At 73.0% G+C, this 15183-nt stretch carries 17 protein-coding genes; 11 read left to right on the top strand and 6 right to left on the bottom strand.

Annotated elements, in window-relative coordinates; translation table 11 throughout:
• Window positions 1-649: 649 nt before the first annotated feature.
• On the bottom strand, window positions 650-1228 hold the full coding sequence (locus tag IE265_RS29680) for a winged helix-turn-helix transcriptional regulator (RefSeq protein ID WP_190038810.1): 579 nt from the start codon (window positions 1226-1228) through the stop codon (window positions 650-652).
• A 220-nt stretch (window positions 1229-1448) separates the two neighbouring features.
• Between IE265_RS29680 and IE265_RS29675 the strand changes: the two genes are divergently transcribed.
• A complete protein-coding gene (locus IE265_RS29675; protein ID WP_190038809.1) occupies window positions 1449-2117 on the top strand; it encodes a Type 1 glutamine amidotransferase-like domain-containing protein in 669 nt (222 codons plus the stop codon).
• A 51-nt stretch (window positions 2118-2168) separates the two neighbouring features.
• Here IE265_RS29675 and IE265_RS29670 read toward each other — a convergent pair whose 3' ends face one another.
• The 3 genes from IE265_RS29670 to IE265_RS29660 form a co-directional block, all read right to left on the bottom strand.
• The gene (locus IE265_RS29670; RefSeq protein ID WP_190038808.1) at window positions 2169-2693 is read right to left on the bottom strand and encodes an SMI1/KNR4 family protein; all 525 of its coding nucleotides are present in this window, start codon (window positions 2691-2693) and stop codon (window positions 2169-2171) included.
• Window positions 2694-2786: 93 nt separating this feature from the next.
• Entirely contained in the window at window positions 2787-3665 is an 879-nt protein-coding gene (locus tag IE265_RS29665) for an RNA polymerase sigma factor SigF (protein WP_190038807.1), read from the bottom strand.
• Between the two features lie 453 nt (window positions 3666-4118).
• Window positions 4119-4802 carry a DUF4232 domain-containing protein gene (locus IE265_RS29660; RefSeq protein ID WP_190038806.1) on the bottom strand — a complete coding sequence of 228 codons (684 nt, stop codon included), beginning with the start codon at window positions 4800-4802 and terminating at the stop codon, window positions 4119-4121.
• A gap of 504 nt (window positions 4803-5306) precedes the next feature.
• Between IE265_RS29660 and IE265_RS29655 the strand changes: the two genes are divergently transcribed.
• The 3 genes from IE265_RS29655 to IE265_RS29645 all read left to right on the top strand — a co-directional run bounded on the left by IE265_RS29655 (window position 5307) and on the right by IE265_RS29645 (window position 8034).
• A complete protein-coding gene (locus IE265_RS29655; protein WP_190038805.1) occupies window positions 5307-6212 on the top strand; it encodes a SigB/SigF/SigG family RNA polymerase sigma factor in 906 nt (301 codons plus the stop codon).
• Between the two features lie 269 nt (window positions 6213-6481).
• Window positions 6482-6763 (top strand): DUF5133 domain-containing protein, encoded by a 282-nt coding sequence (locus IE265_RS29650; RefSeq protein WP_190038804.1) that lies wholly within the window; start codon window positions 6482-6484, stop codon window positions 6761-6763.
• Between the two features lie 341 nt (window positions 6764-7104).
• Window positions 7105-8034: an anti-sigma factor RsbA family regulatory protein gene (locus IE265_RS29645; protein WP_190038803.1), complete on the top strand. Its 930-nt coding sequence runs from the start codon at window positions 7105-7107 to the stop codon at window positions 8032-8034.
• Between the two features lie 69 nt (window positions 8035-8103).
• Here IE265_RS29645 and IE265_RS29640 read toward each other — a convergent pair whose 3' ends face one another.
• Window positions 8104-8676 carry a Dps family protein gene (locus IE265_RS29640; RefSeq protein WP_190038802.1) on the bottom strand — a complete coding sequence of 191 codons (573 nt, stop codon included), beginning with the start codon at window positions 8674-8676 and terminating at the stop codon, window positions 8104-8106.
• A 381-nt stretch (window positions 8677-9057) separates the two neighbouring features.
• On the opposite strand from IE265_RS29640, the gene IE265_RS29635 reads away from it, so the two are divergent.
• From IE265_RS29635 to IE265_RS29610, 6 genes are all read left to right on the top strand, one after another.
• A complete protein-coding gene (locus IE265_RS29635) occupies window positions 9058-10722 on the top strand; it encodes a PP2C family protein-serine/threonine phosphatase (RefSeq protein WP_373303055.1) in 1665 nt (554 codons plus the stop codon).
• Window positions 10719-11825 carry a cobalamin B12-binding domain-containing protein gene (locus IE265_RS29630; RefSeq protein WP_229916695.1) on the top strand — a complete coding sequence of 369 codons (1107 nt, stop codon included), beginning with the start codon at window positions 10719-10721 and terminating at the stop codon, window positions 11823-11825. The genes IE265_RS29635 and IE265_RS29630 overlap by 4 nt, the downstream gene beginning before the upstream one ends.
• The gene (locus IE265_RS29625; protein ID WP_190038800.1) at window positions 11822-12202 is read left to right on the top strand and encodes an STAS domain-containing protein; all 381 of its coding nucleotides are present in this window, start codon (window positions 11822-11824) and stop codon (window positions 12200-12202) included. The genes IE265_RS29630 and IE265_RS29625 overlap by 4 nt, the downstream gene beginning before the upstream one ends.
• Before the next feature lie 250 nt (window positions 12203-12452).
• Window positions 12453-12824, top strand: coding sequence for a PRC-barrel domain-containing protein (locus IE265_RS29620; protein WP_190038799.1), 372 nt, complete (start codon window positions 12453-12455; stop codon window positions 12822-12824).
• A 335-nt stretch (window positions 12825-13159) separates the two neighbouring features.
• The gene (locus IE265_RS29615) at window positions 13160-13531 is read left to right on the top strand and encodes an STAS domain-containing protein (RefSeq protein ID WP_190038798.1); all 372 of its coding nucleotides are present in this window, start codon (window positions 13160-13162) and stop codon (window positions 13529-13531) included.
• 65 nt (window positions 13532-13596) lie between these two features.
• Complete coding sequence (locus tag IE265_RS29610; RefSeq protein ID WP_308434829.1) at window positions 13597-14100, top strand: ATP-binding protein; 504 nt, start codon at window positions 13597-13599, stop codon at window positions 14098-14100.
• 49 nt (window positions 14101-14149) lie between these two features.
• Here IE265_RS29610 and IE265_RS29605 read toward each other — a convergent pair whose 3' ends face one another.
• A complete protein-coding gene (locus IE265_RS29605) occupies window positions 14150-14539 on the bottom strand; it encodes an ATP-binding protein (protein ID WP_373303059.1) in 390 nt (129 codons plus the stop codon).
• 402 nt (window positions 14540-14941) lie between these two features.
• Between IE265_RS29605 and IE265_RS29600 the strand changes: the two genes are divergently transcribed.
• A complete protein-coding gene (locus IE265_RS29600) occupies window positions 14942-15118 on the top strand; it encodes a hypothetical protein (RefSeq protein ID WP_190038796.1) in 177 nt (58 codons plus the stop codon).
• Window positions 15119-15183: the final 65 nt, after the last annotated feature.

Raw genomic sequence — 15183 nt, 5'->3', positions numbered from 1 at the left:
GACTCGGAACTACGGGCCCACTGCCGGACCCCCTCGACGTCGGTCCGTCCCGGATCGCGGGACCGCCCGATGAGGAAATACGCCGCAGGCTAACCCGGCGGTCGGGCCCGGAACAAAGCGTCACACCAAAGTCGTCGTACGGCCGGCGTCCCACCCCGGAACAGTGGGCGGCGCCGCCCACCGCCCGGTGGTGTTCGCCGGGGCGGGAGTGGTGCCGCGGTGCCCCGGCGCGGTCCTCGGCCGGATGCGCGGCGGAGCCCACCGGGTGGGGCCCTCGGCCTGCCCGCGTGCCCGTGGCCGTCGTAACGTCCCAGCTCAGGGGGTGTGACGGCCTTCGAGGCGCGGGCGGAGCGGGGCAGCGACGGCCGTCATCCTCCGGCCGGTGGGCGGGCCCGGCACCCGCGGCTCGTGTTCTGGGACGGGCGACACGGAAGCCTGCGGCATCGTCGGCATCAACCGCCCCACCGGCACGCGAGGGCGCCCCGGAAGGCGGGCATCCGGGACGCGGGGGAGCGGTGGCGGGGGAGCGGCGGTGTGGCGAGCGTCATGAGGACGGCGGTCCCCTGCGCCCGCGTCCCGGAGAGGCCGCCTCCGGACGTGGAAGTCCGTGCCCGGACCCGGCGGGCGCACGGATCGGCACGGCGGTTCGTCAGCCGGTTCCCGGGGGAGTGGACGACGGTCCGCCGGGCGATCGCCGGGTGCCTGCTCCGTGAACCGCCCGGCCCGCTTCCCCGACCGCGGCGTCATAGGCCGCCTGCAGTTCGGCGAGAACCGAGGGCGTCCCCGCAGGGCGCGGGACACCGAGGTGCCGCTCGCGCAGCTCGTCCATGAACCGGTCCCACAGCTCGGGCCCGCCGCGCTCCAGCAGCTCCGCGCGTACGGAGAGTTCGTGACTGGCCGGCATGTGCCGTCGCCCCCACGAGCCCAGCACCGCCATCACCGGCACGAGCTGCACGCCCGCCTCGGTGAGGCTGTAGCGGATCTTCTGCCGATGGGTCTCGTCGTCCGACCGCCACAGCAGACCTGCCGCCACCAACCGCCGGAGCCGGTCGGCGAGCATGTTGGAGGCGATGCCCTCCTGCGACCCGGCCAGCAGCTCGCGGAAGTGGCGCCGGTCGCCGAACATCACATCGCGCAGCACCACCAGCGACCACCGGTCGCCCATCACCTCGACCGCCAGGTTGATCGGGCATCCCGACCGGTGCACCGGGTCTCGTACGTCAGTCATCGATTCCGATGCTACTTCGCAACCGGTGGTGCTACGCTTCAACCGCTCTCATTTTGCAACCAGTTTCGGGGTGCGGCGAAGTCGGAAGAACGCACACGCCCGTCGTCGAGTGCGCCCACCGGTGCCGCGGCGGCGGCTTCCGGGCCCGACGGCCACGGTGCGGACGAGCGCTTCGGCCGGACCTGCCGCAGAGCGACAACGCAGCTCGGGAAAGGGCCACATGAAGCTTCTCCTCACGTCCGCGGGCGTCAAGAACACGAGCATCCGCGACGCGCTGGTCGACCTGCTGGGCAAGCCGATCGCCGACTCGAACGCCCTCTGCATCCCCACGGCGGGATACGGGCACCCCATGGGCAGTCCCGTCGGGGCATGGCGATTCATCACCGGACAGTCCTCCACGCCGATGTGCGAACTGGGCTGGAAGTCCTTGGGGGTGCTGGAGCTCACCGCGCTGCCCAGCATCGGTGGGGAACGCTGGGTCCCCTGGGTCCGGGAGGCGGACGTCCTGCTGGTGGGCGGCGGGGACGCGCTGTACCTGTGCCACTGGATGCGGCAGTCCGGGCTGGTGGATCTGCTGCCGTCATTGCGCGAGACGGTCTGGGTGGGGCTGAGCGCCGGGAGCATGGTGATGTCCCCCCGCATCGGGAGGGAATTCGTCGAATGGCAGCCGCCCGCCGCCGACGACAGCGCGCTGGGGATCGTCGACTTCTCGATGTTCCCGCACCTGGACCACGAACTCCTGCCGGAGAACACCATGGCCGAAGCCGAGAAGTGGGCGGCCGGAATCCCGGGTCCGGCGTACGCGATCGACGATCAGACCGCCCTCAAGGTCACGGACGGCGCCGTCGAGATCATCTCCGAGGGGCACTGGAAACTGTTCAACGCCTAGCGCCGGACGCCCGCGCCCGTGCGCCGGGCCGTGCCCGGTACGGGCGCCCCGTCAGGCGTGGGAGTGGTAGCGGGCATCGGGGGCGGGCCAATGGCGGTCGAGGAAGGGTGGCCGGTCGGCGCGGTCGAAGCAGCGGACGAGGAAGTCGCAGAAGGTTCCCGCGGTCTCGAACCACTGGCCGCACTCGCTGCCGACGACGATGCGCCACTCATCTGGGTCCGGTTCGATCGCGAGGAAGTAGTACTCGCTGCCGTGCTCGTCCGAACCCCAGGGGATGAGGCCGCCGGGATCGGGGTGGAAGGGGTACGGGTACAGGTCCGGGTCACTGAGCCGAGCCCGGCGCCAGGCCCCGAGCGACCACAACCGCTCCAGCTCGCCGGCGTCGCCGTCCATCGGCCGGTCCAGCGACAGGTGGTCGTCGATGCTCCCCGGCCCGTACAGATCGAGGAACGCCTTGTAGTCCGCGGGCAGTTCGACTCCCAGGTGCTGCTCGGACGCGGCCCACAGGCGCGGCCTGGCCCAACCCCAGGTCACCGGCTCACCCAGCAGCTCCCCGAGACGTTCGAGCGACGACATGCCATCCTCCCTGCGGAACCCGGCGACGCCACATGATGCACCACGAGGCCACCGGGCGCCCGCCTCCGACCGGGGAGCGCGGTCGGGAGTGCGTCAGGCCGACAGGGAGTCGTCGAGCAGTCCGGCGCGCAGCCGCTTGATGATGCGGCCGATGAGGCGGGACACGTGCATCTGCGAGATGCCCAGCAGTTCGCCGATGTCCGCCTGGGTGCGCTCCTCGACGAAGCGCAGGTGGATGATGCGCCGCTCCCGCTCGTCCAGCCCGGCGATCAGGGGCGCCAGCGAGTGCAGGTCCTCGACGAGCTCCAGCGAGCGGTCGTCCTCGCCGATGAAGTCGGCAAGCACCGACTCACCGTTCTCCCCCTCGGGGGCGAGGGCCGCGTCCAGCGAGGACGAGTTGTAGCAGTTCGCCGCCTTGCGGGCCTCGATGACCTCTTCCTCGGCCAGCGACATGAGAGCGGCCAGCTCACGGGTCGTCGGGGTGCGGCCCAGTCGCGTACGGAGTTCCTCGGTGGCCTTCGCCAGTTCGACCCGGGCCTCCTGCAGGCGGCGCGGCACGTGCACGGCCCAGCTCGTGTCGCGGAAGAAGCGCTTGATCTCGCCGACGATGTAGGGGACCGCGAAGGAGGTGAACTCGACCTCGCGGGACAGCTCGAACCGGTCGATGGCCTTGATGAGGCCTATCGTGCCGACCTGGACGATGTCCTCCATCGAGTCGCCGCGGCTGCGGAACCGCGACGCCGCGTACCGCACGAGCGAGAGGTTCATCTCGATCAGGGTGTTGCGGGCGTACTGGTACTCCCGGGTCCCCTCCTCCAGCACGGCCAGCCGGCCGAAGAACTGCCGGGACAGGTCCCGGGCGTCCTTGGGCCTGATCAGTGACGGGTCGTCGATGACGGGGAGTTCCGTGCCGTCCAGCGGCTTCGTCCCCCGGGCCGTGGCCGTTGCCTCTCCTGCCGTCACGGCTGTCATGCCGTCCACCCCACTCGTCGGCGCTGCTGTGTCGATGACAAAGGGCGTCTGCCCCGCTTCGAGCGGCTCATTCCCCTGGATCGGGAAAGTGTGCGGATCCTGGGGAGGAATCGGCCGGATTGACTGAAAAGACGCTCCCGGAAGCGCCCTTGGCGGCCACGCGTCCGCCTTGCGGCACGGATGGAATGTACGAAACCGGATGAACCGGGCGGGCGGCTCCGTCCGTTCGGGCCGGTCCGGCCCGAACGGACCGCAGAGTCGGCGGGTTTGCCCGGGCCGGAGGGGCCGGGTGACCGCACCGCGCGAGCCGCCGGACCGGGCGGACCGCACCGCGCGAGCCGCCCGGCCCGGGCGGACCGCTTCGAACGATCCGCGCCGGAGTCCCGCCGCGCGGTCCGCCCGGTCCGGCGGGGGTCGTCCCGCGCGGCGGACGGCGATCGTCGGGAGTGGGGATCAGTAGGTGAGCGCGTCCTCCGCGGTGCCGAAGAAGCTGGTGACCTCGATGTCGTTGACCGTGACGGGGCCGCCGCCGACGGACACCGTCGTGGGGCTCTCGGAGGCCGCGAGGGCGATCTCCACCTTGTCGGCGCTCTTGCCGCCCGCGGTGTCGGCCCGCGAGAACATGATCCCGGCGTAGGCGCTCCCGCCGGGCTCCAGGATCCAGTCCGTGCCCTCGGGCCCCATGTGGCCGGCGGCGCCGTCGAGCCCCGGAATCGTGATCACGAGGTCGTTCGCCGCCAGCAGGCAGGGGTCGCCGCCCGTGTTGGACGCCTTCAGCAGGGCGTGGTTGACGGGTCTGGACGCGACGGTGACCTTGTAGGTCAGGTCGGTCGTCTCGCACATGCCCACGCCTCCGTCCTGGTCGTCGTCCCCGGGCTCCGCGGGCGGCGGGGTGCTGCCGCCGCCGGAGGGCTTCGCGCTCCCGCCCCCGGTTCCCGCGTCGTCCGCCGCCGGCGTGCCCGAGCCCTTGCCCGGACCCGCGGCGGACGGGCTCGCCGACGCGCTCGGGGTCGCCTTGCCGCTCCCGGTGTCCTTCTCGCTCCCGGCGTCGCCGTCGCATGCGGTCAGTGCCAGGACGCCGAGCGAGAGCGCGGCGAGTGCGGCGGTGGTGCGGCGTGAACGTGTCCTGTATGCCATGAGAGGCCCCCCGGGAGTGCGAATGTCCCGGTGATCGTGCCGCATGGGGGCGCCGCTTCCGACCGTTCGCACCAAGAGGAAGCCGTTTTCGAACAGCTTCGTGACACTGTGACGGTCTCCCCGGCGCGGACACACCGGCGGGGACAGGTGGCCGTCGCCCGCCGGGGCGGCGTGTCCGTGGGCACGAACTGCACGTCCCGCGAGGCCTCCCGGCGGGGACGTACCCCCGCGCCGGCCGTTCCGGGCGGACTCGGGAGCCGACCGCCGCGCGCGGGCCCGCACCTCGTGCCGCCGCCGTGAACACCCGTCTCCCCGGGCCGTGTTCGGTGGATTTTCGAAGGTATGTGTTTCCCGTCCCGAAGCAGGGGCAAGCGGAATTTCGTGCTTCGGACCGGAGGCGCACCAGGCGGGGGCCGTGGACGGGCTCCGGTGGTCTCCGGCGGCCCGGACGGCACCCCTCCTGCGTACAGACCGTGACGAGCCAGTGCTCAGGAGTGAATCCTCATGTCTACCGTGTTGTCGACAAGTCGATCCAGTGGGTCCGCGTCCCCCGACCCGGCCGAGGTGCCCGCGGCCCCCGCCGCGGCGTCCGGCCCGGCGAAACGCCCGCACGACGACGCCCCTGACACCGCGACCGTGTTCGCACGGCTGGCCGGCCTGGAGGAGGGGCCCGAGCGTGACGCCCTCCGCGACGAACTGGCCGCCGCCTGGCTGCCCATGGCGCACCGCATCGCCGGCAGGTTCCGCGACCGCGGCGAGTCGATCGAGGACCTGCGCCAGGTCGCCGCCGTCGGTCTGGTGAAGGCGATGGACCGTTACGACCCCTCCCGCGGCGCGTTCGAGAGTTACGCCGTACCCACCATCACCGGTGAGGTGAAGCGGCACTTCCGGGACCGGATGTGGGCGCTGAGGGTGCCCCGCCGTGTGCAGGAGCTGCGCAACAAGGTGCGGCTGGCCCGCCGCGACCTGAAGTCGCAGCCGGGCACCCCGGAGCCGACGCCGGCGGAGATGGCCGCGCACACCGGCCTCACGGAGGACGAGGTCCGTGCCGGGCTGGAGGCACTGGAGAGCTTCAGCACGCTCTCCCTCGACGCCGAACTGTCGGCCGCGGAGGACGGGTACAGCCTGGCCGACACCCTGGGCGACGTGGACGACTCCTTCGACGTCGTCCTCGACCGAGAGGCTGCCAAGGAGGGCCTGCGGCGCCTTCCGGAACGCGAGCGGGACATCCTCTACATGCGCTTCTTCGAGGACATGACGCAGAACCGGATCGCCGACCGGCTCGGCATCTCCCAGATGCACGTCTCCCGGCTCATCACCCGCAGTTGCGCCCGGGTGCGGGACGAGGCCCTGGGCCGGCAGCAGCGGACGGACCGCCCCGGCGCCGACGGCCGGACGGGAGCCGCGTGACGGCCCGGCCGCCCGGGCGCCACCGCGACGCCGCCCGCGCCTGCGAGCCCCGCGACGCCGCCCGATTCCCCGCGGAACCATCCGGTCCGGAGGCACCCGGTCCGGAGGCACCCGGTCCGGAGCCGCCCACGCCGGAGCAACCCGGTCCGCGAGCGCCCGATGTCGACCCGGCCCGCACCCGGTCCGGCGACCCCGCCACCCCGCTGCACCGCCACCCCGCTGCACCGCCACCACGCCGGAGAACCGGCCCGTCACCAAGGAGCGAGTCCATGCTGATGCCCCACCCCGCGATCCTGCGCACCCTCGTGGAGGAGTACGAGGCACTCGTCGTCGAGGAGGCGGCGCGCGGCACGGCCGGGCAGACCGGGCGCTCCCAGGACCTCGCCTACACCCTGTGCGTCTCCACGGGTACTCGTGACGTGAGGCTGGCCCTCGAAGCGGCGCGCCGTCAGCTCGCGGCGGACGGTCGGCCCGTGGCTCCCATGCCCATGCGGCCCGCCGGTGCGGGAGCCCAGCAGGTGCGAGAGGGCGACGGCGCCGTCGCCCGGTGAACCTCCGGCCCGGCCGCGCGCGGGTGCCGGCGGGACGCCGCGCGACCGGTGGCGCCCAGGGCGGCTGCGTCGAATGCCAGTGCTGGAGCGTATTCTGTGGCCGGGGTGAGACCGGTGGAACACAGGGACGACAGGCAGGGGCCGTTGTCGGCGCCGCCGTCCGGCCTCGGCGGGCAGCTGACGCCGATCGGCCCGACGGCCGGCCCCGCGTGCCCCGTACACCCGTCTCCCACGGCACGGCCCGGCTGCCCCACGCCGGCCGGTGGGCGCCCCCCGGCTGGCCTCGGACGACGAGGGCCGTGTGCGTGCCGCCCCGGCGTTCCGTCGCGGGGGGTTCACGCATGATGCGCGCCGGTCCCGAGCCGTTCGTCCATCCGGCCCTCTTCTACGGCGACGACGACGAGTACCTCGCCGGTACGGTGCCCTTCCTCCTGGAGGGCCTGGCCGCGGCCGAGCCCGTCGCGGTGGCCGCTCCGGTCCCGCGGCTCGACCTGATCAGAGCCGGGCTCGGGACCGCCGCCGAAGCCGTCCACTTCGTGGACATGTCCACGGCGGGACGGAACCCGGGACGCATCATCCCCTCGGTCCTGAGACGCTTCGCGGACCCCCGGTCGGGCGGGCGGGTGCGCATCATCGGCGAACCGATCTGGGCGGGCCGCACGGCGGTCGAGTACCCCGCCTGCGTCCAGCACGAGGCCCTGATCAACGCGGCGTTCGCGGGGCGCGACGCCACCATCCTGTGCCCGTACGACGCGCGGAGGCTGCCCGGGGAGGTGCTGGCCGACGCCCGGGCCACGCACCCCGTCGTCATCGCCGGCGGGGTCGGTTCCGAGAGCGCGGCGTACGACCCGGACGGCGTGCTCGCCCGCTGGAACGAACCCCTGCGGCATCCGCCCGGCGCGGCCACCGCCTCCTTCGACGCCGAGACCCTGCCGGTCACCCGCGACTTCGCGCTCCGGCAGGCCGGTGAGCGGGGGGCGGGGCATGCCCGCCTCCAGGACCTGGCGCTGATCGTGGCCGAGCTGACGACGAACAGCGTCGTCCACGCGGGCGGCACGGGGACCCTGCGGCTCTGGGCGGAGAGCGAGCAGATCGTCTGCGAGGTCGAGGACGCGGGGCTGCTGACCGACCCCCTCGCGGGCCGCCGCCCCGCCCGGCCCGACCAGCTCGGCGGGAGGGGCCTGCTCCTCGTCAACCACCTCTCGGACCTGGTGCGCGTACACGCCGGGGACGGCGGGACGACGATCCGCAGCTACGTCTCCCGCACCTGAACGACGCGAGTGGCCCGAACCCCCACGGGGTCCGGGCCACTCGCGTGCCGCCTCGCGGCGGAGGTGCCGCTACCGGCTGCCGCCCTGCTCGGCGGAGCGTGCGGCCTGTCCCTCGGTGAGCGCGCCCGCGGTGGACAGGGCGCCGCCCGAACTCTCCAGGTGGGCGCGGACGAACCACTGGAACTGCTCCAGCGAGCGCAGTTGCTCGATCAGGAGGTCCTCCGTCACCGGGTCGATCTTGCCGACCTCGGCCAGGGCGGCGCGGTGGTCCTCCACGACGCCCGTGTAGACGAGGTCCAGGGCGCCGAGGTGGGCGATCGCGTCGGCCCGGCCGACGCTGTAGTCGTCCCAGGTCCGCTCGGCGACCAGGACACCCGGTGTGCCGCCCGGCACCCCGCCGAGCGCGGACATGCGCTCGGCGGTGTCGTCGGCCATCTCGCGGACCCGGTCCACCTGGGGGTCGAGCATCTCGTGGACGGCGATGAAGTGGGGTCCGACCACGTTCCAGTGAATGTGCTTCAGCGTGAGCGAAAGGTCGTTGAGCGCGTGCAGCCGCACGCGGAGAACGTCGATGACCCGGCCGCCTCCCTGCGTGCTGAGGCCGGGGACGGTGTACTTCGGCTCGGCGTACGGCGATGTCATCGCTCACTCCTCCTCAAGGGTTTCCCGTCGGGGGAACCGTTGTTGTCGATCTCCGGACCACCGGGTGCCCCGAAGGCCGCGTGCCACGCGTTCCGACCCCCGGCTTCCGCTGTTTCGTCCGGCTTTCGCCGCCGCGTGCATGGGACGCGCGACACCGGGCACCCGCCGCTGGTTCGAGGAGTGACGGCACACGGGTACCGGCGGTGGTCCGGGGTGTGAGCTGCGGGGAAGCGCCGCGGACGAGCCCCTCCGCGCGCCGGGCGGCGACCGTCGGAGCTCCGCGGCACTTGCAGTGACGGCGTCCGACGCGAGATGGTTGCCGAAAGGAAACAGTCCGAGTCAATCGGAAGGCGGTGGGCCCGCAGTCGCGAGCCCTTACCAGTGGACACAACGAATCAGTCTCCTGCCGGCCCGCGCGGCGTCCTCGTGGACGCCTCGTGGGGAACCGCCCCCTGCCCCGTGGTGGTCGCGGATTCCACGGGCCGCGTCGTCGAGCTGAACACCGCGGCGCGCTTCGTGTTCCCGGACGCCGTACCGGGCGCGAGACTCGGCGAGGTGGCCCCCGGCTGGTTCGCCGAGGCCCATCGGCGGACCGCGGCGCCCGGCGCAGTCCTTCCGGTGGTGCCCGCGCGGACGACGTGCGGCACCGTCGGCGACCGCACGTTCGAGGCGCATCCCTCCGTCGCGGCCGACGGCGACGTGGTGTGGTGGTTCGTGGACCACACGGACCGCCGGCTCGCGGAGGAGGCGCTCGCCGGCGAGCGCAGGCGTGCCGCGGTCCTGGCAGGCGCCTTCAGCGCGCTGCTCTCCTCGCTGAACGTCGAACGCTGCATGGAGGTGACGGCCCGGATGGCGGCCGAACACCTCGCGGAGGCCGCGGTCGTGGTCGCACCCGGGCGCGGACGCGCCCACTCGCTGACGTACTGCGGCCCGGACGGCGAGGTCGTCCACAGGATGGTCCAGGCCGACGTGGAGCTGATGCCCGGGCTCGGCGAGGCGCTGCGCGGCTTCCCGCCCGTACCCTCCCGCTGGATCGATCCCGCCGCCGTCCCCGACTGGGCGGTCCCGCCGGACCTGACGGGACCCGTCGGTTCGGTCGTCGTGACCCCGCTGCCCGGCCACGGCGTGCCGGCCGGGGCTCTCGTCCTGCTGCGGTCGGGCGCCACGACGGCGTTCACGGACGACGAGGAGGTCTTCGCGCGGCTGTTCGCGGCCCGCGCCGGTGCCGCCATCTCGGCGGCCCGCATGTACGCGGAGCAGGCGGCCGTCACGACCACGCTGATGCGCGAACTGCTGCCCCCGCAGCTGCACAGCGTCAACGGCGTCGACTTCGCCGGCGCCTACCGCGCCTCGGGGCAGAGCGAGCGCGTCGGCGGCGACTTCTACGACGTGCACCCCGCGGCCGACGAGGGCCAGGAGTCCCTCGTGGTCCTCGGCGACGTCTGCGGCAAGGGTCTCGAAGCGGCCGTGCTGACGGGGAAGATCCGCAACACGCTCCAGGCGCTGCTTCCGCTCGCGGACGACCACCAGCGGCTCCTCGGGCTGCTCAACGGATCACTGATCAACTCGCACCACACCCGTTTCGCCACGCTGGCCCTCGCCTCGGTGAGCCGCCGCGGGAGCGCCGTCCGGCTGCGGGTCACCAGCGCGGGACACCAGCCGCCGCTGATCGTCCGGGCGGACGGACTCGTCGAGAAGGCCGCCACACGCGGTTCCCTCGTCGGAGTCTTCGAGGACATCACGTCCACCACGGCGGTCGTCGAACTGGCCCCGGGGGAGACCTGCCTCTTCTTCACCGACGGCATCACCGAGGCCAGGGGAGGTCCGCTCGGGGACGAGATGTTCGGACTCGCGCGCCTGGAGGCCACGTTCGCCGAGTGCGCCGGGATGCCGGCCGAGGCGATCGTCGAGCACATCCAGATGCTGGCCACCCAGTGGCTCGGCGGCGGCAGCCACGACGACATGGCCGTGGTCGCGGTCAGCGCGCCGCACCACGCGCACCTCAGCGCGGTGGACGGCCACACACGGGGCAGGTACACCGCATGACGACCGTCTCCGACCACCCCGCCGCCCGCATGGGCCTCGACGACGCGAGACACCGACTGTGGGCGGCCGTGCGCACGGGCGACGAGTCTGCCGCGTACGGCGTCGCCCGCGACGCCCTGGAATCGGGCTGGCAGGTCGAGGAGGTGCTCCTCGACCTGATCGCCGCCGTGCAGGTCAAGGTCGGAACGGAGTGGGCCGCCGACCGGATGACCGTCGCGCAGGAGCACACCGCCACAGCCATCCACGAACGGGTCGTCGCGGCCGTCGCCCACCACCGGGCCGTGCCCGCCGCTCCGCACCGGGGCCGTGTCACGGTGGCGTGCGTGGACGGCGACTGGCACGCCCTTCCCGCGCGCCTGCTGGCGGAGGTGCTGCGGCAGCGGGGCTGGCAGCCGGACTTCCTGGGCGCGCACGTGCCCACCCCGCACCTCGTCGCGCACCTCCACCGCACCGGCCCGCGGGCCGTCGCCCTGTCGGCGTCGATCTCCACCCACCTGCCCACCGCGCACGCGGCCATCACCGCCTGCCGCGCGACGGGAGTCCCGGTCGTAGCGGGCGGCGCCGCGTTCGGCCCCGGCGGCCGCTACGCGCGCGCCCTGGGCGCCGACCTGTGGGCGCCGGACGCCCGCAGCGCCGCCGAGGCGCTGGAAGGGGGGATCGCCGGGCACCGCCCGGCCGTCGCGGGCCCACCGGCCGACGACCTGCGGCACCTGGCCGACCAGGAGTACACGTACGTGGCCGGCAACGGCCGACGGCTCGTGAGGGAGACCCTGGCCCGGCTCGCGGACCGCTTCCCGCCGATGCGCGACTACTCCGACCGGCAGCGTGAGCGTACGGCCGAGGACATCGCGCACATCGTCGACCACCTCGGTACTGCCCTGTACGTGGGCGACGGTGAACTGTTCACCGGCTTCATCGGCTGGACCGCGGACATCCTGGAGGCGCGGAACGTACCGGCCGTCTGCCTCCATCCCGCTCTCGACCTGCTCGCGGACCAGCTCAAGGACTTCCCGCGTGCCCTCCACATGCTCGCCGAGGCGCGTGCGGCCCTGGCCTCACGCACCTCGGCACCGACGACACCCGGCCCCGGAAAGCGCGCATGACCCCGAACCCGCCCCCCTTCACCCTGACCGTCGAGACGCACGCCTCGTGGTGCGTCGTACGCGTCGCCGGAGACCTCGACTACGAGACGTGCGACGAACTCGTCGACACCGTCGTCGCCCGGCTGACCGGGTGCTCCGACCTCGACGGCCCGCCGTCCGACCTGAGGCTGAACTTCGCGGAACTGCACAGCGTCGACTCCATGGGACTCTCGGCGTTGCTCATGATCCGCCGTCGCACCGACAGGGCGGGGGTGCGGCTCCACCTGGACGAGCGGCCCGGAGTCCTGGAGCGGCTGCTGGACATGACGGGGACCCTCGGCTACCTCACGGCCCCCTGCCGGCACGCCGCCGGACACGAGAGGCCCGGCACCGGCTGAGCCCCGCAGTGTCCCCGCATTGCGTCGCGCCGAGCCCGCACGGGCCCCGAACGCGACACCCCGCGGGCCCCGCACGGGCCTCGCGCCGCGCCCGTCCTGCACGCAGCCCCGGACGGGGTGCGGCCGTCCGGCGGAGGGCTTCGTGAATGCGGTCGCCACGAGCGGGTAATGGGTGCCGAGGAGCACCAAGGGCGGGCGGTCGTCCGCCACGGGTCTCCGTACGGACACGACAGGGGAAGGAAGGACGGGCGTGACCACCGACGGAATCTGGTCGTACTCACCGGGAAGCGGCTACGCGGAGGGACAGTTGCTCACGGGCTTCACGGTCTCCGCGGCCGACGGGACGATTGGGCATGTGGACCGGCAGGTCGACGAGTCCGGGGCACGGCACCTGATCGTGGACACCGGGGGATGGCTCTTCGGCAGGAGCGTCCTGGTCCCCGTGGGAGTCGTCACCGGAGTCGACACGGAGGCCCAGAAGGTCACCGTGTCCTGCACCGAGGACGAGATCAAGGGCGCGCCCCGCTTCCGCACGGATCGCGAGTCGCTGGACCCCGCCTACCTGGCGGGCGTGGGCAGCTACTACCAGAGCCTGCCCACCGGCGGGCAGGCCACGGCCTGACCGCCGGCACACCGGACGGCCGGGCCGCCCATGGTTCGCGCGCCTGCGGGAACCAGTGACAGATGAGGTGTCACACGACGAGAGCGGCGAACAGGTTCCGGCACGGGCCGCGGGCACGGAGATGCCTCGGCCGGCGGGCCCGGGCCCCACTGCCACGAGGGCCCGGCCGTCTCCGGCCGGCGCCCGGGGGCCGAGCCGGAGCCCGTCCCGGACGGAAGAGCCCGTGCCGCCCGGCCGGACACCGCGCGTGTCCGGCGCGGACCGCACGACACCTGCCCGCCCCGCGCTCCGCGGGGATCGGGTACCCGTATGCGAGCAAGGGGGAGAGCGCGCCCATGCCCGACGAGAGACAGGCAGCGGTGACGACGCACGGCACGGACCGGGCCGTCGTCGTGAGGGTGAAGGGCGACATCGACCACGACAGCGCGCCGCTGCTCGCGGAGGCGCTCGGCAGGGCGTCGCGCGAAGGCGCCCCGCGGACCGTCGTCGACCTGTCGCGCACCAGTTTCGTCGACTCATCGATCCTGCACGTCCTCCTGGAGACGCAGCAGTCGCACCGCAGGACCGGCACCGTCATGGTGGTCGCCGGGCCGCTCGGAGACAGCGTCCGGCGACTCTTCGACGTCACCGGCACCACGGAGTTCTTCCTCTTCGCCGACGACGTACCGGCCGCCCTGGAGGCGCCGGGCGCCGTGACCGAGCCGTGAGGCCGCTCGACGTCCCCGGGCCGGGGCCGGGCGCCGAGGGAGCCGAACACAGGGACACGACAGCCATGGACCGAACCGACACGAGCAGCGTCGCCCCGCACGAGCACCCGTCGGCGCGTGCGCCGGGCGACGACCTGCTCCCCCGTACGCACTTCGAGCCCGCGGACGGGATCCCGCTGCCGGCGGGCACCGTCGTGAGCGCGGCCGCGGCCCGTGAGCACGCCCGGGCCGTCGTGCTGCGGCACTGGAACTCCGCCTCGCGCGGCGCGAGCGAGGCGGCACTCATCGACCTGCTGCTCGTCGTCTCGGAACTGACGACGAACGCGATCCGGCACGGGGGCGGCCTCGCCGCGTTCGAGGTCACTCCGACCGGGGAGGGCGTGCGGCTCACCGTCCAGGACAACAGCGACGTCGTCCCCGCGGTCGCCTTCGGGTCGGGTGAGCTGCCCGTCGGGCACCACGGCAACGGCTACGGGTGGCCGCTGATCATCCGGCTGGCCAGGGAGATCACCATCACCCCGGGGCCCGGGGGCGGCAAGACCATCAGCGTCCTGGTGCCTCTGGCGTGACCGGCCGGGTCCCATCCGGCCGGTCACGCCAGAGGCACCAGGGGACGTCTCACCACGGCAGGAAGACGTGGATGTCCTTGCCCCGGTCGGTCACGACCACGCTGACCTGGTCGCAGAGGGTGTGGATCAGATGCCACCCGATGCCGCCGCCGCCCCGGCTGGGGTGGAACGGACGGGGCTCCGGCTCCGTCGTGCTCGTGTCGTGCATCGTGATGTGGACACCGTCGAAGGTGCGCCGCAGGCGCAGTTCGAAGGGGCCCGGCGCGTACTGCACCGCGTTGGCCGCCAGCTCCGTGACGACCAGCAGGATGTCGTCCCAGTGCTCGGGTGCCGCCGGGGGAGAGGCACGGATGAGGTCCAGGAGGAACGACTCCGCGGTGAGTCGCGCCCCGGTCACGTTGTGCAGTTCGCCGGCAAAGCAGACGGTCCGTTCGCGCATCTCTTCAGAAGGCCGTTCGTCGGTCCGACGGGGATCACTGGTCATGTCGTCTCCCCAGGCCCGCTTCCCGCAGGGCCGTGATGATCTCTTTGCTTACCTCGCTGCTTCTTCCCGAAGGCAAAGCGGATACTCGCCCGGATGCGCTGGGAGTGACTCATATCGGAACACCTGTGGTCTCATCGGGACTCCTGTGTGACGGACGAGTACCACGCTTGTGCCAGGTCAATGGCGCCAGTCGTCGAGCAGTGCGGCCGAAGGCCCGGGAAGAGGAACTGCCCGCCCCCGGACAGGCCTGTTCGGGCAGGTCGGGGGCACACGGGTTGCGTGAGGGTGAGCAACGGTCTCATCCCGCGACGTGCGGACGGGAACGGTCCCGTCCCACCACGACCCCGAGGAGATCCCGTGCTCGCCATCGCGGCTGCGGTCCTGTTCTTCATCGCGTTCCTCATCAACGCGGCGGACATAGCCACCAATGACACCTTCACCTCGACGAACTTCATGCTCATCGGGCTGACCGTGCTGGCCCTCCACGTCGGCGGAGTCGGCACCGGCTGGTCGGGCCGGGGCCGCAGGCGGTGACGTTCGCGAGGTACGCACGAAGACCGACCCCGCAGCCGGCCCGCGGAGCGACGCTGTCGCTCCGC

The organism is Streptomyces fructofermentans (assembly GCF_014651055.1).
In the GTDB taxonomy this organism is placed as follows: Bacteria; Actinomycetota; Actinomycetes; order Streptomycetales; family Streptomycetaceae; genus Streptomyces; species Streptomyces fructofermentans.
Note: the sequence above shows the minus strand (reverse complement) of the source record. Positions and strands in the feature narration are given on the sequence as shown.